At 64.0% G+C, this 16,579-nt stretch carries 15 protein-coding genes; 6 read left to right on the top strand and 9 right to left on the bottom strand.

Annotation, left to right across the window (positions count from 1 at the left end):
- Window positions 1–2,877, top strand: coding sequence for a nitrate reductase (locus tag NKJ04_RS12070; protein WP_352675110.1), 2,877 nt, complete (start codon window positions 1–3; stop codon window positions 2,875–2,877).
- 99 nt (window positions 2,878–2,976) lie between these two features.
- Window positions 2,977–3,243, top strand: coding sequence for a BrnA antitoxin family protein (locus NKJ04_RS12065; RefSeq protein ID WP_023809413.1), 267 nt, complete (start codon window positions 2,977–2,979; stop codon window positions 3,241–3,243).
- A gap of 17 nt (window positions 3,244–3,260) precedes the next feature.
- On the opposite strand, the gene NKJ04_RS12060 is transcribed toward NKJ04_RS12065, so the two are convergent.
- From NKJ04_RS12060 to NKJ04_RS12020, 9 genes are all read right to left on the bottom strand, one after another.
- Window positions 3,261–3,617 carry a cupin domain-containing protein gene (locus tag NKJ04_RS12060; protein WP_023809412.1) on the bottom strand — a complete coding sequence of 119 codons (357 nt, stop codon included), beginning with the start codon at window positions 3,615–3,617 and terminating at the stop codon, window positions 3,261–3,263.
- A gap of 9 nt (window positions 3,618–3,626) precedes the next feature.
- On the bottom strand, window positions 3,627–5,009 hold the full coding sequence (locus NKJ04_RS12055; RefSeq protein WP_352675107.1) for an NAD(P)/FAD-dependent oxidoreductase: 1,383 nt from the start codon (window positions 5,007–5,009) through the stop codon (window positions 3,627–3,629).
- A gap of 30 nt (window positions 5,010–5,039) precedes the next feature.
- Window positions 5,040–6,149 (bottom strand): ABC transporter ATP-binding protein, encoded by a 1,110-nt coding sequence (locus NKJ04_RS12050; RefSeq protein WP_352675105.1) that lies wholly within the window; start codon window positions 6,147–6,149, stop codon window positions 5,040–5,042.
- Window position 6,150: 1 nt separating this feature from the next.
- Window positions 6,151–6,939, bottom strand: a complete 789-nt coding sequence (locus NKJ04_RS12045) for an ABC transporter permease (protein WP_023809409.1) — start codon at window positions 6,937–6,939, stop codon at window positions 6,151–6,153.
- Window positions 6,936–7,844: an ABC transporter permease gene (locus NKJ04_RS12040; RefSeq protein WP_023809408.1), complete on the bottom strand. Its 909-nt coding sequence runs from the start codon at window positions 7,842–7,844 to the stop codon at window positions 6,936–6,938. Before NKJ04_RS12040 ends, NKJ04_RS12045 begins: the two co-directional genes overlap by 4 nt.
- 24 nt (window positions 7,845–7,868) lie before the next feature.
- Complete coding sequence (locus NKJ04_RS12035; RefSeq protein ID WP_023809407.1) at window positions 7,869–8,948, bottom strand: extracellular solute-binding protein; 1,080 nt, start codon at window positions 8,946–8,948, stop codon at window positions 7,869–7,871.
- A 3-nt stretch (window positions 8,949–8,951) separates the two neighbouring features.
- Window positions 8,952–9,644, bottom strand: a complete 693-nt coding sequence (locus NKJ04_RS12030; protein ID WP_023809406.1) for a helix-turn-helix domain-containing protein — start codon at window positions 9,642–9,644, stop codon at window positions 8,952–8,954.
- Window positions 9,645–9,779: 135 nt separating this feature from the next.
- Complete coding sequence (locus NKJ04_RS12025; protein WP_023809405.1) at window positions 9,780–10,874, bottom strand: ROK family transcriptional regulator; 1,095 nt, start codon at window positions 10,872–10,874, stop codon at window positions 9,780–9,782.
- 57 nt (window positions 10,875–10,931) lie between these two features.
- Window positions 10,932–11,582 (bottom strand): SGNH/GDSL hydrolase family protein, encoded by a 651-nt coding sequence (locus NKJ04_RS12020; RefSeq protein WP_352675100.1) that lies wholly within the window; start codon window positions 11,580–11,582, stop codon window positions 10,932–10,934.
- Window positions 11,583–11,924: 342 nt separating this feature from the next.
- Between NKJ04_RS12020 and NKJ04_RS12015 the strand changes: the two genes are divergently transcribed.
- The 4 genes from NKJ04_RS12015 (at window position 11,925) to NKJ04_RS12000 (ending at window position 16,526) form a co-directional block, all read left to right on the top strand.
- On the top strand, window positions 11,925–13,004 hold the full coding sequence (locus NKJ04_RS12015; protein WP_023809403.1) for a substrate-binding domain-containing protein: 1,080 nt from the start codon (window positions 11,925–11,927) through the stop codon (window positions 13,002–13,004).
- Window positions 13,005–13,085: 81 nt separating this feature from the next.
- Complete coding sequence (locus tag NKJ04_RS12010) at window positions 13,086–14,597, top strand: sugar ABC transporter ATP-binding protein (protein ID WP_352675097.1); 1,512 nt, start codon at window positions 13,086–13,088, stop codon at window positions 14,595–14,597.
- Window positions 14,598–14,606: 9 nt separating this feature from the next.
- Window positions 14,607–15,569, top strand: a complete 963-nt coding sequence (locus NKJ04_RS12005; RefSeq protein WP_352675095.1) for an ABC transporter permease — start codon at window positions 14,607–14,609, stop codon at window positions 15,567–15,569.
- Between the two features lie 3 nt (window positions 15,570–15,572).
- Window positions 15,573–16,526 (top strand): ABC transporter permease, encoded by a 954-nt coding sequence (locus tag NKJ04_RS12000; protein WP_352675092.1) that lies wholly within the window; start codon window positions 15,573–15,575, stop codon window positions 16,524–16,526.
- Window positions 16,527–16,579 lie beyond the last annotated feature (53 nt).

The following is a 16,579-nucleotide window of genomic DNA, read 5'->3' as shown; positions in this document are numbered from 1 at the left end:
ATGGAGATCGACGAAGCGCGCGAGGTGAGGACCACCTGCCCCTATTGCGGGGTGGGCTGCGGCGTGCTGGCGAAGGCCACCGCGGACGGGCAGGTGTCCGTCCGCGGCGACCCCGACCACCCGGCCAATTTCGGCCGGCTCTGCTCCAAGGGCTCGGCACTCGCCGAGACCATCGACCTCGACGGCAGGCTGCTGCATCCGGAGGTCCACGGCCGCCGCGCCGGCTGGGACGAGGCGCTCGACCTTGTCGCCTCGACCTTCTCGCAAACCATCGCCGAGCATGGCCCGGATGCGGTCGCCTTCTATGTTTCGGGCCAGTTGCTGACCGAGGACTATTACGTCGCCAACAAGCTGATGAAGGGTTTTGTCGGCTCGGCCAACATCGACACCAATTCGCGCCTGTGCATGGCCTCCTCGGTCGCCGGCCACCGCCGCGCTTTCGGCTCCGACACCGTGCCGGGAACCTACAAGGATCTGGAATTGGCCGACCTGATCGTGCTGGTCGGCTCCAATCTCGCCTGGTGCCATCCGGTGCTCTACCAGCGCATCGCGGCTGCCCGGGAAAAGCGGCCGGAGATGAAGATCGTCCTGGTCGATCCGCGGCGCACCATGACCGCTGACATCGCCGACATGCATCTGGCGATCGCGCCGGATGGCGACGTCGCTTTGTTCACCGGGCTGCTCGCTTATCTCGGCCAGCACAATGCGCTCGACCGCGCCTACATCACGACGCACACGACCGGCTTCGGGCAAGCGCTTTTCGCGGCCTCCGCGCTCGACCTGGCCGGCGTCGCTGCCGCCACGGGCCTGAGCGAGGACGAGCTTGGCCGTTTCTACAGCCTGTTTGCGGCAACGGCGAAAACGGTGACGGTTTACAGCCAGGGTGTGAACCAGTCGTCATCCGGCACCGACAAGGTCAACGCCATCATCAACTGCCATCTCGCCACCGGCCGCATCGGCAAACCCGGAGCAGGGCCGTTTTCGGTGACCGGCCAGCCCAACGCCATGGGCGGCCGCGAGGTCGGCGGCATGGCCAACATGCTCGCCGCGCATATGGAAATCGAAAACCCCGACCATCGCGACCGCGTGCAGCGCTTCTGGAACGCGCCGGCCATTGCCGGAAAGCCCGGCCTGAAGGCAGTCGAGATGTTCCAGGCGCTGGCCGACGGGCGGATCAAGGCGCTGTGGATCATGGCCACCAACCCGGTCGATTCGATGCCGGACGCCGATGCCGTCGAGGCGGCGATCAAGGCGTGCCCGTTCGTGGTGGTGTCGGACGTGCTGGCCCAGACCGACACCGTCCGCCACGCCCATGTCCGGCTGCCCGCCGCCGCCTGGGGCGAGAAGGATGGCACCGTCACCAATTCAGAGCGCCGTGTGTCGCGCCAGCGCGCGTTTTTGCCCGTGCCCGGCGAGGCAAGGCCCGACTGGCGGATTGTCGCTGAGGTCGGCAAGCGGATGGGGTTTGGCGGGGCGTTTTCGCATGCCACGCCGGGGGAGATTTTTGCTGAGCACGCCGCTTTGTCGGGGTTTGAGAATGATGGTGTGCGGGATTTCGATATTGGGGCTTATGCCGGGGTCGATGCGGAGGGGTATGAGGCGCTTGAGCCGTTCCAGTGGCCGGCGCCGAGCCCAGCCACCCCCCTCTGGCCTGCCGGCCATCTCCCCCGCAAGGGGGGAGATCGGCTGCCACCACGGCCTTCGCCAATTACAAACAATGCAGGAGATATGCGAGCATCAAAGCTGCCAATCTCCCTCCTTGCGGGGGAGATGTCCGGCAGGACAGAGGGGGGTGCTCAAGCTCGACATCAGTCGGACGAGCATCTTCGGGCCGGGCAGAGGCTGGAAGGTAACACCACCCGCTTCTTCGCCGACGGCAATTTCTACACGCCCGACCGCAAAGCGCGCTTCATCGCCATCCGCCCCACCACGGAAGTCCGCACCAGCCCGGACTATCCGCTGATCCTCAATACCGGCCGTATCCGCGACCATTGGCACACCATGACGCGAACCGGCAAAAGCCCGCGTTTGTCGCAGCACATCGCCGAGCCCTTCGTAGAAATCCACCCGGCGGATGCGCAGCGCTTCGGCATCGGCGACGCCGACATCGCGCGGGTTTCCAGCCCGCGCGGCGACGTGCTGGTGCGCGCGCTGGTGACGGCGCGCCAGCGCCAGGGCAGCCTGTTTGCGCCGATGCACTGGACCGATCAGTTCTCGGCAAAGGGCCGGCTCGACACGCTTACCGCGCCGCTGACCGATCCCATTTCCGGCCAGCCGGCGCTGAAACATGTCGCCGCCCGCATCGAGAAATTCGCCGCAAAAGCCTTTGGCTTCGCCGTGACACGGCGCAGGCCTGAGCCCGATACCGCGACCTACTGGGCGGTGGCCAAATGCAAGGGCGGCTGGCGGGTCGAGCTTGCCTTTGCCGAAGACGACATCGACTGGGCTGGCTTTGCCGGGTCACTGTTCGGCGCGTCACCGGGTGCGGAAATGCTCGCCTATCATGACCGCGACGCCGGCCAGCATCGCATCGCCGCCTTCGACGGCGATCAACTGTCAGGCGCCTTGTTCGTCGCACCCGGCCCGGTCGCCGTGTCGCGCGGCTGGGCGGCGGAACAGTTGAGTGCCGATCATGTCGACCGGCCAGGCAGACTGGCGATCGTGGCCGGACGACCGGGCGGGATCGACGTCGATCGCGGCGCTATCGTCTGTTCCTGCTTTGGCGTCGGCGCCAACCAGATCGCCGAAGCGGTGCGCCGCGGCTGCGGCAGCGTCGCGGCGATCGGCGCGGCCCTGCATGCCGGTACGAATTGCGGCTCCTGCCGCGCCGAGATCAGGGTCATCATCGACGCGCAAAGTCTTCAAGCAGCCGAGTAATCGTCCCGACCAAATGGGCCTGCGCGACGGCGCTGGTTGGGCTATGGTGGCGCAAGCGTGCCACGTCGTGCACGAATCGTCTTCAGTCAGGGTCATCCAATGGCAAATCCCCCGCGTCGACCGACAAATCCGATGACGGCCGCCGAGGCGGCTTTCAAGCCGGTGAAGAAGCCGGCCGCGCCGGTTCGTGAGCCCTCCGCCGCTCCAGGCGTCAGGGAGCTTGTTTCGATCCGGATAGATCGCGCCGTGCTGGACCACTTCCAGGAGGATGGGCCGGGCTGGCAGGACCGCATCAACGACGCCTTGCGGCAGGCGATAGAAGGCAAGCCTGTTGTTGCCGAGGATGATCGTTCAGACGACGAGTAGCGGCTGTTCCAGTCAGCTCACGCCTCGAAGTGCAGGATATAGAGCTTGCGCGTCTTCTCGTGGATCGTCCATTCGCCTTTCCAGCCTTTCGGCAGCACCAGCATTTCGCCCGGACCGACGTCCTCGCTGCGGCCATCGGGACCATGCAGCGAGACCCGACCTGACACGATGTGGCAGGTTTCGGAATTGCTCTCGCGCGATGCGGTGAAGCGGCCCGGCGTGCACTCCCAGACGCCGACTTCCAGTGTGCCGTCAGGCGAGGTCCACAGCGTCTTCGCTGCTTCGAGCTGATCGCCGCTGATCGAGGTCGGCTTGGGCTCAGGCTCGCCGAGGTCGATGGAAGCGAGATGGGCGAAGGTCTGGAAGTCGGTCATGGCGGTCTCTCAATGTCCTGTGATGCGGTCGGCGATTGCGGCCAGTTTCGACGTATGCTGGAGGCCGGCTTCCTCGCGCTCGTCGGCGACGCGATAGAGCTGATACATCGAGTGGACGCCGAGCCAGCGCATCGGCTCGGGCTCCCATTTGCTCACCTGGCGGTTGACCCAGGGCAGGCGGGTCAGTTCGGTGTCGCGGCGCAGGATAAGGTCGCGCAGCGTGCGGCCCGAAAGGTTGGAACTTGAGACGCCGAGCCCGACATAGCCGCCGGCCCAGCCGATGCCGGTTTCAGGGTCGAGGCCTGATGTCGTGCACCAGTCGCGCGGCACGCCCAGAACGCCGCACCAGGCGTGGTCGATGCGAAGCCCGGCTGTCTGCGGCAGAAGCCGGGTGAGGATCGCGTGCAGGCTTTCGATCGTGGCCTGCTGCGTCTGGCCGCGCACATCCGTTTGCGAGCCGTAACGATAGGGCACGCCGCGCCCGCCCATGGTGATGCGGCCTTCCCGGGTGCGCTGCGCATAGCAATAGGCGTGCGCGGCGTCACCGAGAAGCTCATGCCCCTCCCAGCCGATCTCGTCCCATAGCGATTGCGGCAGCGGCTCGGTGATGATCTGCGCGCTGTTGAGCGGCAGCCAGAGCCGCTCATTGCCTGATATGCCGGCCGTGAACCCTTCCGTGGCGCGGATGATGATCGGCGCGCGCACGGTGCCGCGGTTCGTCGTGACCTTGCCCTTCTCGATGCCGGTCACGGTGGTCTGCTCGTAGATCGGCACGCCAAGCCGCTCGACGGCTTCGGAGAGCCCACGCACCAGCTTGGCCGGCTGCACGCGCGCGGTGCCGTGGTGGACATAGCCGCCAAGCACGTTTTTGATGTTGATGCGGGCTCTGGCCTCTTCCTGGCCGATCAGGCTGACGCGCTCCCGCGGCACGCTCCAGCCGATCGCGTCGGCATAGGCGGCCTTGATCCGTTCGAGCTGTGGCGGGTTGGTCGCAACCGTCAGATTGTCGACGCGGCGGATGTCGGCATCGATGCCTTCGGCCTCGGTCACCTCGATCACTTCGTCGACCGTGCCATGCACGGCCGTTTCCATGTCGATGACGGCGCCTCGGGTCGATGTCCGCAGATATTTCTCGCGCGACCAGCTGAAGCCGCCGGACAGCCAGCCCCCATTGCGGCCCGACGCGCCGAAGCCGGCGAACTCCCTTTCGACGATGGCGATGCGGATCGAAGGATCGGCCTTCTTCAGATAGTAAGCCGTCCACAAGCCGGTGTAGCCGGCGCCGACGATGCAGACATCGGCTTCGAGGTCACCCGGAAGCGGCGCGCGATAGGCCGGCAGGCCGATGTCGGCATACCAGAACGAGACGTTGCCGTTGACTTTGGCGTCCATGTCTAAAAATCCTGCGGGGGAAAGGAGCGGTCAGGTCATCGTCATGTCGGCGCGGTCGTCGTCGGCAAGAAGTTTTGCATCGACAACGGACCAGCGCAGATCGACCGTGTCACCAATCGAGAACGGCGTGGCTTCCAGCGACGAGCGCACGATGGCGACCGAGCCGTCGCGAAGCGTTACCTGGTATTTCGAACCCGACCCTAGATAGATGGCCTCGCTGACCTCGCCGGTCAGGCTGTTCTGCCCGGCGGCGGGAGGCGTGTTGGTGCCGGCAAGCGAGAGCTTTTCCGGCCGCAGCAGGACCACCGGTTTGCGGCCGCCGGCAAGCTTGCCGTTGGCCACTATCTTCTGGCCGGCGATCGTCAGGCTGGTTTCGTTTCCGGACGTTTCTGCAGCGCCACGCAAACTAGTCGATTCGCCGATGAACTTGGCCACGAACAAGGTCGCCGGCTCGTCGTAGAGCTGACGGCCTGTTCCGACCTGCTCGATACGGCCCTGGTTGAACACGGCGATGCGGTTGGACAAAACCAGCGCTTCTTCCTGGTCGTGCGTCACATAGACGAAGGTGGTGCCGAGTTCGCGGTGGATACGCTTGATCTCCAGCTGCAGCCATTCGCGCAGCTTCTTGTCGAGCGCGCCGAGCGGTTCGTCCATCAACAGCAGCGGCGGATCGAAGACGATGGCGCGCGCCAGCGCCACGCGCTGCTGCTGGCCGCCGGAAAGCTCTGAGGGATAGCGATGCGCGAAATCGGCCATCTTGACCATGTCCAGCGCTCGCACGACGAGACGGTCGCGCGCCTGCTTGTCCATGCCGCGCAAGGTGAGGGGATAGGCGACGTTCTTGCCGACGGTCATGTGCGGAAACAGCGCGTAGTGCTGGAACACGACGCCGATGTTGCGCTTGTGCGCCGGCAGGGCGACGATGCTGTTGCCGCCGACGGCAAGATCGCCTGATGTGAGGTCGGTGAAGCCGGCCACCACATTCAGCGTCGTGGTCTTGCCCGAGCCGCTGGGCCCCAGCAGCGTCATGAACTCGCCGGGCTCGATATGCAGGCTGACATCGTCGAGCGCGGTGAAATTGCCGTAGCGCTTGGTTGCGCCCTTGATGTCGATGGCCGCGCCACGTTCCCTCGCAGTCATCTCAACTCCTCGTCGATTTCGAGCTGATGATCAGCCCGGCGCTGATGATCAGCGTCGTGGCAATGAAGATGATGGTTCCGACGGCCGTCACCGTCGGGTCGGCGTCGCGGGTGATGCTGGTGAAGATCTGCACCGGCAAGGTCTTGAGGTAGGGACTGGTGATGAACAGCGCGACGATGATTTCATCGAAGGAGGTGACGAAGGCAAACAAAAGCCCGGACAGGATACCGGGCGCGATCAGCGGCAAGGTCACGGTGCGGAATGTGGTGAAGCGGTTGGCGCCGAGGCTGGCCGCCGCCGTTTCCAGCCGCACGTCGAAGACTTCGAGGCTTGCCGATACGGCGATGATGACGAAGGGGATCGCCAGCATCGTGTGCGCGATGACGAAGCCGGTGGTGGTGCCGACAAGCTGGTAGTCGAGGTAAACGGCATAGATGCCGATCGCCAGCACCACGCCGGGCACGATCATCGGCGTGATCAGGATGGCGCGCAGCAGGCCGGCGCCGGAATGTTTCATGCGGCTGAGGCCAAGCGACGCCAGCGTGCCGATCAGCGTGGCGGCAACGGCGACGAGGCCCGCGACCCTAAGCGAATTGAAGAAGCTCGACAGCCAATCGGGATTGGTGAAGAAATTCGCGTACCACTGCCAGGAGAAGCCGGACGGCGGGAAAGCGAGCGACTTCTTCTCGTTGAACGACATCGGGATGATGACCAGCGTCGGCATCACCAGCCAGACGGCGACCAGCAGGCAGAACAGGCCGAGCAGAATGCGGAACGGCGTTTGTCTCATGATCTGGACGCCTGCTTGTGGCGCTGGCGCATCAGCGGTGCGGCGAGCGCCAGCAGCACGAAGGTCGCGACCAGCAGGACGACGCCCATGGCGCCGCCTCGGCCCCAGTTGAGCAGGCTGAGCACCTGGCTCTGCACCAGCGTCGACAGCATGGTGCTGCGCGGGCCGCCGAGCAGGGCCGGCGTGATGTAGAAGCCGAGCGACAGGATGAAGACGATGATGGCGCCGGCGAAGACGCCGGGCAGCGACAACGGCAGATAGATTTCCAGGAAGGCGCGTGCCGGGCGCGCACCAAGGCTGCGCGCCGCCTGCACGAGGCGCAAATCGATGCCGCGCATGACCGAATAGAGCGGCAGGATCATGAACGGCAGCAACACCTGCGCCATGCCGATGACGACTCCGGTCTGCGTGCGGATCAGCTTCACGCCGTCAAAGCCGAGCAGCCTGATCACCGAATTGATGATGCCGGAATCTTGCAGCAGGATGACCCAGGCCAAGGTGCGCACCACGCCGCTGACCCAGAACGGCACCAAAACGCACAAGATGAGGACGAGTCGCAGGCGCGGCTCGACGGCCGTCATGAGATAGGCGTAGGGGTAGGCCGCGATGACGCAGACGATGGTGACCCAGGCGGCGATGGAAAAGGTGCGCCACAGGACGGTGACGTTCACCGGCGTGGAGAAGAACCAGACGTAGTTCTGCAGGCCCCAGGCCGGGTCCGAAAAACTGCGCAGCGTGACGGTCAGCAAGGGATAGCCCATAGCCGCGATAAGCAGGAGCAGGGCCGGCATCGCCAGCAGGGACGGATAGGCGGCAAGGCGCAGGCGCCGCTGCGGCCCCTGCACGGCACCTGACGGCCGGGAATGATCACCCCCGGCCGTCGGCGTATGCGATGTCTGGCTCACGCCGTCACCTCAGTGATAGCCGGCTCAGTTGCCGGCCATCAGCGCCGTCCACTTGTCGGACGCGGCGGCGAAATTGGCGACCCAGAACTTGATGTTCTGCTGGTAGCCGAGCTTCGCGTGGTCCGGCGTGTTGGTCAGGAAGGCGGCGACGGATGCGTCGACCTTGGGCTGCGCCTCGTTGTTGATCGGCGAGTAGGACGTCTGCTCGGTCAGGATCTCCTGCGACTTCTTGCCGAGATAGGCGTTGATCAGCGCGTAGGAGGCATCGGTGTCCTTGGCGCCGACCGGGATGGTCAGCTGATCCATGACGACCAGCCAGTCCTTCCACACCGGCGTATAGGCAGCGCCATTCTTGACCGCCGTCATGGCGCGGCCAGTCCACATGATGATCATGTCGGCCTCGCCGGATTCGGCAAGCTGCTGGGATTCTGCGCCGGTCTTCCAGAAGATGGTGTCGGGGCCGATCGCCTTGATCTTGGCGATGCCCTTGTCGATATCGGCAGGCGTCATGGCGTCGACCTTGCCGCCGTCGGCCAGGATGGCCTGTTCGATCAGGCCGCCGAGCGGGCTGCCACTGCCGTCGATGGCACGGGTGCCGGGGAATTTCGCGGTGTCGAAGAAATCCTTCCAGTCCTTTGGCGGATTGTCCTTGTACGTGTCGTTCTTGTACATCAGGACCATGCCGTAGTTCATCGCCGGCACGCTGCATTCGCCGACCTGTCCGGGCGGGATGTGCGAGATGTCGAGCTTGGTCAGATCGAGTTTCTGGAACAGTTTTCCGCAATGCACGAAGGGCGGAAAATCGTCTGTGTCGACGACATCCCAGGTCACATTGCCTGATTCGACCTGCGCCTGAAGCTTGGCGATTTCGGTCGGTCCGTCGTTCAAAAGCTTGACGCCGCTCTTGTCGACGAATTCCTTGAGCGCGGCAACCTGGCCGTCCTGGTAGATGCCGCCATAGGAGACGAAGGTCAGCGTCTTGCCCTTCAACGAGCCGTCGACCACGGTTCCGGCCGGCGGCGCGTTCTGCGCGTGAGCGGCGGCTGCGAGCAAGGCCAGTGCGGCGGCGCCGACAAATCCGGCCAATCTTGATCTGCTTCCCATTTTCTAACCCTCCGATGGCTCGCTGTTTGATTTTGGCAGGCCGGGCGCGAGCGTTTTCCGGGCTACATATTGATCGAGGTCGACAGCGCCGCTTGTCGGCGGCGCGATGATCCACAGCACCTCGGCCACCGCATCGCCGACATTGATCGTCCGGTGCGGCGTCGAGGTCGAATATTCGATGCTGTCGCCCTCTTCGAGGGTGAAGCTCTCGTCGCCGAGCGTCAGTTGCACGCGTCCGCGCAGCACGAGGAACATCTCGCTCGCGTTGCCATGCGTATAGGGCACGTCGCCGGTGGAGCCGCCGACGGCGAACTCGCCGCAATAGACTTCCATCTCGCGGATCGGCCGGCGCGACAGCAGCGTCTTGCGGTAGCCTTCGCTGGTCGGCAGCGCCGGCCGCTCGGCGCGTGTCAGCACCGCGTGCGGCGACACTTCGCAGTCGTCGAAAAGATCGGCGAGGCTGATGCCGAGCGCATTGGCGATCAGCATCAATGTGCTGGTGTTGGCGCCGGAAAGGCCGCGCTCGAGCTGGCTCAGGAAGCTGGCGGTGGTGCCGATCATGCCGCCGAGCTGGCGCAGCGTCAGGCGCCGCGTGGTGCGATAGGCCTTGATGCGATCGCCCAATACCGTCGAGCGGCGCGCTTCGGCGCTGGTTGCGGCATTGTCATTGAGTGCGTGATCCGCAGCGATTTTCATGGCGATCTCAGGGTTCACTTAACATGCTATTAAGTGAGGCGTCCTGGCAAGTAGATTCGCTTGGTCACCTGAAAATCATCGATGGACCTGCAGAGGGTGCATGATCGGCGGACCGGCAACGCCGGTTCGGCTCGATCACTGGATCATGAAGCGCGAACTGAACGGCAGGCTTGCCGCGCCGACGGCCTTCGGGCTGATGCTGACCCGCGCGGGCAGCGCTTCGATGCCGGGGAATTCCCGGCCGATGTCGTCGCACAAGGCCTCGGCGATCTTTTGCGGCGCATAGCTGGACAGGACGACCGAACTGAACTCGACAAACTGGGTCAGCGCGGAGATCGACGCTTTCAGGCGGTCGGAACACTCGCCCAGCCATGCGCTGTAGGCCTCGCCCAGGTCAGGCCACTCAGGGCTGCTGCTCCAGATGATTTCGGACGGGCGCCCGCGCATGGCCAGTTCGCTCTCCAGGCGCATCAGGCCATGATCGAAGCTGGCGCTGGAGTTTCCCTTGTAGATCTGGTGGTTGAGGATGAGCCTGCTCTGCAGCCGTGCTCCCAGATAGAAGAACAGATAGTCGTTGAGCGGCTTTGCGACGCCGAACATGCTCTCGCCGCCGGCTGCCGCGGTGATGTCGTTCTGCACGAAAACCGGCAGCTTGATCTGTTCCTCGATCTCCCCCTGCAAGGCTTTCAGCGAGGTGCTCGATCCGTTGCGGGTTGCAGCCATCGTGTCGACATCGTCGGGAACGGCCAGGCCGATGCCGGCAACCCGGCTGCGCGCCTCGACCGGCAGGCTGGTCATGGCTTGCCTGATCGCGCCGAACAGATCGCCGCTTTGCGGAAAGGGATTGGCTTCATCCGCCGGCAATTGCGTGTGGAAGCGCACGGTGCCGATGAAATCGATGAGTGCGATGTCGATCCGGCGTCGGCTGAAGCCGACGCCAACCGCATAGGCGCCCTCCGGGTTGAGCGAAAGCGGGATGGTGGGCGGCCCGACGCGGCCGCGCTGCGCCTCGCCTTGCGAGACCAGGCCTTCCTGCTCGAGCGAGCGGACGATAACCGATGCCGTCTGCGCCGAGAGGCCGGTTTTTTCGCCGATTTCCATCCGCGAAATGCCTTCGTTCTGAAGCAGCAGCGACAGCACCAGCCGCTCATTGTAGCTGCGGACGCTCAACGCATTCAGCCCGCTCGCGCGATCGGCGATGCGCAATGGATTGGGTGGTGCGAACCTCATGTCAGGCAAGGGTCGCCCCGTCGGTTGGAGCTCGTTGCCCGGTGGCTTTAGTGTTGCTCATGTCGAGCGGCTCCAGCCGATGGCATCGACCGCGCGGGCAAGTGCGGTGCCCAGCAATCTGTGCGCCTCGGCATCGATGTGAAAGCCGTCCGCTTCGCTGCACGACACCACCGAGCCGGCATCGAAAAAGTGGAGTTCGAGCGAGTCCGCCAGAACCTCGAACTCAAGCGCGAGCAGGCGCGATTTCTCCGGCGCACCGGCGAAGATGGACTTCCATTCCTTGACGTCGTCCTGCATCGGCGGCGGCGCCACGATCATGATCTCGGGCGTCGAGCCGCCTGGCCCAGGCGCCAGCTCCTTGATGTCATAGACGAGGCAGCCGATCCCCATCGCCACTTCCGACGGCGGCTTGTTGAAGCGGATCTTCAGGTCGTTGGTGCCGAGCATGATGATGACGAGGTCGAGCGTCGCATGGCTCTGCAGGCAGGGGCGAAGATAGGTTCTGCCGTTTTTGTGGGCGCCCTCGATCGGGTCGTCGTGGACGGTGGTGCGGCCGCTCAATCCTTCCTCGATGACATACCAGTCGGGGCCTAGGTGAGAACGCAATATTCCCGGCCAGCGTTCACCCGGCCCATAGCGCTCGAGCGGCCCCCTGCCGGGGATCTGGCCGTGCGTGTTGGAGTCGCCGTAGCACAAGACTGATCGCATGTTTTTCCCGCCGGGACTGACAGCGCGCCGAAGCCGGCGAGCGCCATTCATGATGGATAGCGGAGCGGTGAAAGGCAAGCAAGGGAATAGTCATTCAACATGACTAACTATTGACAGGGCGAATCCGCTGTGCTTCTAAAGTGCCGGAGGAGTTCTCAACCGTCACCATCGTCCAGCCCGGGTTGGGCCTCGACACGCATGTGTTCGGGGACGGGAGAATTGCGTGCATCGGTCGGTTTGCGACGACGAGCATGCATCGGGAGAGCGTCTCGCGGCAGTACACATTCGTACGGCCGGCCATACGAATTCGTAGGCCGGGACAACCACAAGGAGGAGAGTTGAATGTTAGGATTGCTGAAAACCGTCGGCCTGGGGATGCTAGTTGCGTCCACGCTTGCCGTGACGTCCCTGGCGCATGCGGAAGACATCAAGCTGATGGACGGCGTCGCGCCGCGCCCCGACGACACGCGCATGACCGCGGCCGGTGCGTTCAAGAAGGACCCGCCCTGGGTCATCGGAATGAGCGACTTCGGCGTCAACGCAAACACGTGGACGGTACAGGTGGCGCATGAGGCGGAGAATGCCGCGGCCAAGGACAAGCGCATCTCGAAATTCATCCTGCTCGATGCCGGCTTCGACCAGAAGAAGCAGGTGGCTGATATCGAGGACCTGATTGCGCAGCATGTCGACGCGATCATCGTGCAGCCGGTGACCAGCACATCGGCGAATGCCAGCATCGCCAAGGCGGTCGCCGCCGGCATTCCCGTCATTCTCCACACCGGTCGCATCGATTCCGACGCCTACACCACCGAAATCCAGGGCGGCGCCGAGCATTTCGGCAAGGTGATGGGCGACTGGCTGGTCAAGACCGTCGGCGACAACGGCAAGATCTGGGTCCTGCGTGGCCTGGCCGGACATCCGGAAGACACCAACCGCTACAACGGACTCCTGGAGTCGCTCAAGGGCACGCATGTGCAGATCATCGCCGAGGAGCATGGTGACTGGCAGTACGACAAGGCCAAGAAGCTGTGCGAGACGCTTTATCTGAACAACCCACAGGTTGACGGCATCTGGTCGTCCGGCGCTGACATGACGCGCGCCTGCGTCGATGTCTTCAAGCAGTTCGGCACGCCCGTTCCGCCGATTTCGGGCGAGGGCAACAATGGCTATTTCGGCCAGTGGATCACGGACGGGTTCAAGTCGATCTCGCCGGAATACAGCCCCGCCCAAGGTGCGGCCGGCGTGCGCGCCGCTGTTGCCCTTCTGGAAGGCAAGCAGCTCTACAAACGCTATGTCTATAATCCCGACGGATGGGACCAGGACAAGGCCAAAAAATACTATCGCGACGACCTGACCGCCAATGTCTGGTGGCCGAGCGAACTGCCCGAGGACAAGCTCAAGGAATATTACGGCAAGAAGTGACGGCGCCGTGGCTGGCGGGGAGTGGACAAGCATTCCCCGCAGGCCGTTCCATGTGTTGAATTTGGTTCGTTCGAGGGTTTCGTGACCAATCTTACCGAGATGTCCCACATTTCGAAGGCATTCGGAGGGAGCAAGGCGCTCCATTCCGTTTCCCTCGATCTCAAGGCGGGCAGCGTCCACGCCCTGATGGGCGAGAACGGCGCCGGCAAATCGACGTTGATGAAGATCCTGGCGGGCGTGCATCAGCCCGATTCCGGCGAGATCTTCATGAACGGGGAGAAGCTCGATCTGAAATCGCCGCGCGCCGCACTCGATGCCGGCATTTCGACCGTTTTCCAGGAGCATTCGCTGCTGCCCAATCTGTCGATCGCCGAAAACATGTTTCTGGGCCGGGAGCCGACGACCCGGTTCGGCTCGATCGATTATCGGGCGATGAAAAGCCAGACCGCCAAGGCGCTTGGCGAACTCGGCCTCACGCTCGACCCGTCGCAACTCGTTTCCAACCTGACCATAGCCGAGCGGCAATTCGTCGAGATCGCGCATTGCATCCAGGCGGACGCCAGCGTGCTTATCCTCGACGAGCCGACGGCTGCTCTCAACGCGGCCGATGTCGATGTGCTCAACCGCAACATCCGCCGGCTGCGCGATAAGGGAAAAGCCATCGTCTACATCTCGCATCGCATGGAGGAGATCTTCGAGCTGTGCGACACGGTGACGGTGCTGAAGGACGGCGCACTGGTCGGCACCAGGATGGTGTCCGAGATCACCACCGACGACCTCATCGCCATGATGGTCGGACGCGAACTCCAGGACCTTTTTCCCGATCGCACGGGCGATAAGGGTGATGAGATCCTGCGAGTCGAGAACCTCAGAATCACCGACACATCGCGGCCGCTGTCGCTGTCTTTGCACAAGGGTGAGATCGTAGCCCTGGCCGGACTGGAGGGGCAGGGCCAGCAGCGCTTCGTGAGATCGCTGATCGGCCGCTATCATCCCTCCGCCGGGACGATTTCCGTCAACGGCAAAGCGCTGAAAATGCCGCTCCCGGCATCATCAGGCGTTCGCCATTTGCAGCAGCTGAGGGTCGGCTTCGTTCCCGAGGACCGCAAGGAGGAGGGGCTCTTCCTCGCTTTGCCGATCGCCCACAACATCGCCATCGGATTGCATTCGAGGCGATTCGAACTCGCGCCGGCGCGGCCGTATCGAAACGTCATCGCCCGCATGATGGAGGTCATGAACATAAAGGCGGCAGGGCCGTCCGCGCCGGTCGGCTCCCTGTCGGGCGGCAACCAGCAAAAGGTTCTCCTCGGCCGCTACCTGGCCGCCGATCTCGATCTTCTGCTGGTCGAGGAGCCGACCCGCGGCGTCGACATCGGCGCCAAGTCCGAGATCTACCACCTGCTGCGCGACTTTACCGCCAAGGGCGGCGCCGTGCTGGTGCTGTCGCGCGAGACGATCGAGTTGATCGGGCTCTGCGATCGCATCTACGTCGTCCACGACGACACCATCGTTGCCGAAATGCCGGCGGCGCAGGCGACGGAACACAAGATCCTCGACGCGGCCCTGACGGGCGGCTCCGCGCGCCAGCACTAGGGGGCTGCCATGGTTCGCTCGCTGTTCAACATCCTGAGTGGCCGGAACACGCGGCAAGGCCTGTGGGGCCTGCCACTGCTGGTCGCCTTGTTCATTTCGCTGTGGCTGACCGTCGAGACGACACAATTTGCCACGGCCGAAAACCTCTTCAACCTGGTGGCCCAGGCAATGCCGCTGATCATCGCGGCCATCGGACAGTTGGTGGTCGTGCTCATCGGCGGGCTCGATCTGTCGGTCGGCTCCGTCATCAGCTTCACCACGGCGGTGCTGGCGCTCGATCAGCCGGCTGTCGTGCTGATCCCGGCGGTCTTCGTGCTGGCGGCACTCATCGGGCTGATCAACGGCCTGGCGATCACCCGTTTCAACGTCCATCCGATCATCGCGACGCTGTCGACGCAGTACATCGTGCTCGGCATCGCGCGCATCCTGCGTCCTGTGTCCGGCGGTACGGTGCCGGAGATCGTCATCGATGCCGTCTCAGGCAGTTTCCTCGGCGTTCCCTATCCGGTTTTCTGGGGCATCGTCGTGATCCTGGCAGCGTGGAAACTGCTCTACGGATCGCGATACGGGCTGCATCTGTTTGCGATTGGCGGCGGCATTGCTTCGGGCGCTGAAAGTGCTGCCCGCAATTTCGGCGTCTCCGACCGTCGCAACATCATCCTCGCCTATGTGGTCTGTTCCTGTTTCGCGGCCGTTGCCGGTGTCTTCCTGGCCGGGCGCATCGTGTCGGGCGATCCGAATGTCGGGCTGCTTTTCGAACTCGACACCGTCACCGCCGTCGCCCTTGGAGGCACCCAACTTTCCGGCGGCATCGGCAGCCTGCACGGCACTGTGATCGGCGCGCTGGTCATGGCGCTGCTGGCCAATGGCATGAACCTCGCCAACGTCTCGCCCTTTGTCCAGACCGCGATCAAGGGCGGCATCCTGCTGGCGGTGGTCGGGCTGCAATCCCGCAAGAAAATGGGGCTCTGAGCAATGGCCGCCGTTCTCGCAAATCCGATCGCCCGGCGCCTGCTGCGCATACCGCCGTCCTATTTTGTCTTTCTCGTGCTGCTGGCGACGCTGTGGATCGCGCGGCCGAACATGCTCAACCTCAATATCATGGGCATCTTCATCAGGCAGATCGTGCCGCTCGGCATCCTCGTGCTGGGGCAGCTCGTCGTCATGCGGGTGAAGTCGATCGACCTCTCCGGCGGCGGCATCATCCTGCTCATCAACTATTTCATCTCGTCGGGCACTTTCCCCGGCGCGTCGATGCCTTTCTTCGTCGTGCTGGCGCTCGCCACCGGCCTCGTCATCGGCCTGTTCAACGGCTTCATGATAGGGAGCCGGCGGGTGTCGGCTGTCATCGTCACGCTGGCGGTCAGCATCATCCTGGTAGGGCTGGTGCAGTTCCTGTCGAGCGGCAATCCGCCCGGCGATGTGCCGAAGCTGTTCAACGACCTCTACAACACGAAATTCCTGTCGGTTCCGACGCCGGTGCTGTTCTGGGTCCTGCTGACCGCTTCGGTGTGGCTGCTTCTGTCGCGGACCGTCTTTGGCCGCTACGTCGCCTCGGTCGGGGAGAATGCCGAAGCCGCGCATTTTTCCGGCGTGCCGGTCCAGCGCACGGTCATCCTGGCGCATACGCTCGCCGGCCTGATCGCGGCGATCGCGGCCCTGGTGCAGACCGGTTCGATCGCCGTCGGCAGCGTCCGTGTCGGCCTCGACCTGCCGATCCTGGCGGTCGCGGCAACGATCCTCGGCGGCGTCGTCTTCGGTCGTGGCGACGGCGGCGTCTGGGGGCCCTTCTTCGGGGCGCTGTGCTTTGCGCTGCTGTTCGTGGTGATGACGGTGCTCGGCATCGACGAGCCCGGCAAGCTCATCGCGCAGGGCGTCATCATCCTCGGCGCGGCGATCTTCTACGGAGTGCGCGTGCGAAATCCCTGACTTAAGACGGCGAAAAGCAAGTGCGCCGGCGTTCAGACAATTGCAAACAGATG

Origin of the sequence: Mesorhizobium sp. M0618 (assembly GCF_040320765.1) — a bacterium.
In the GTDB taxonomy this organism is placed as follows: Bacteria; Pseudomonadota; Alphaproteobacteria; order Rhizobiales; family Rhizobiaceae; genus Mesorhizobium.
Note: the sequence above shows the minus strand (reverse complement) of the source record. Positions and strands in the feature narration are given on the sequence as shown.

Bases quoted from the DNA above. Each gene is read 5' to 3' on its own strand.
- NKJ04_RS12015 (WP_023809403.1), top strand. From the start codon at position 11,925: ATGTTAGGATTGCTGAAAACCGTCGGCCTGGGGATGCTAGTTGCGTCC.
- NKJ04_RS12030 (WP_023809406.1), bottom strand. From the start codon at position 9,644: ATGAAAATCGCTGCGGATCACGCACTCAATGACAATGCCGCAACCAGC.
- NKJ04_RS12050 (WP_352675105.1), bottom strand. From the start codon at position 6,149: ATGACTGCGAGGGAACGTGGCGCGGCCATCGACATCAAGGGCGCAACC.
- NKJ04_RS12035 (WP_023809407.1), bottom strand. From the start codon at position 8,948: ATGGGAAGCAGATCAAGATTGGCCGGATTTGTCGGCGCCGCCGCACTG.
- NKJ04_RS12025 (WP_023809405.1), bottom strand. From the start codon at position 10,874: ATGAGGTTCGCACCACCCAATCCATTGCGCATCGCCGATCGCGCGAGC.
- NKJ04_RS12000 (WP_352675092.1), top strand. From the start codon at position 15,573: ATGGCCGCCGTTCTCGCAAATCCGATCGCCCGGCGCCTGCTGCGCATA.
- NKJ04_RS12020 (WP_352675100.1), bottom strand. From the start codon at position 11,582: ATGCGATCAGTCTTGTGCTACGGCGACTCCAACACGCACGGCCAGATC.
- NKJ04_RS12065 (WP_023809413.1), top strand. From the start codon at position 2,977: ATGGCAAATCCCCCGCGTCGACCGACAAATCCGATGACGGCCGCCGAG.
- NKJ04_RS12005 (WP_352675095.1), top strand. From the start codon at position 14,607: ATGGTTCGCTCGCTGTTCAACATCCTGAGTGGCCGGAACACGCGGCAA.
- NKJ04_RS12055 (WP_352675107.1), bottom strand. From the start codon at position 5,009: ATGGACGCCAAAGTCAACGGCAACGTCTCGTTCTGGTATGCCGACATC.
- NKJ04_RS12045 (WP_023809409.1), bottom strand. From the start codon at position 6,939: ATGAGACAAACGCCGTTCCGCATTCTGCTCGGCCTGTTCTGCCTGCTG.
- NKJ04_RS12070 (WP_352675110.1), top strand. From the start codon at position 1: ATGGAGATCGACGAAGCGCGCGAGGTGAGGACCACCTGCCCCTATTGC.
- NKJ04_RS12060 (WP_023809412.1), bottom strand. From the start codon at position 3,617: ATGACCGACTTCCAGACCTTCGCCCATCTCGCTTCCATCGACCTCGGC.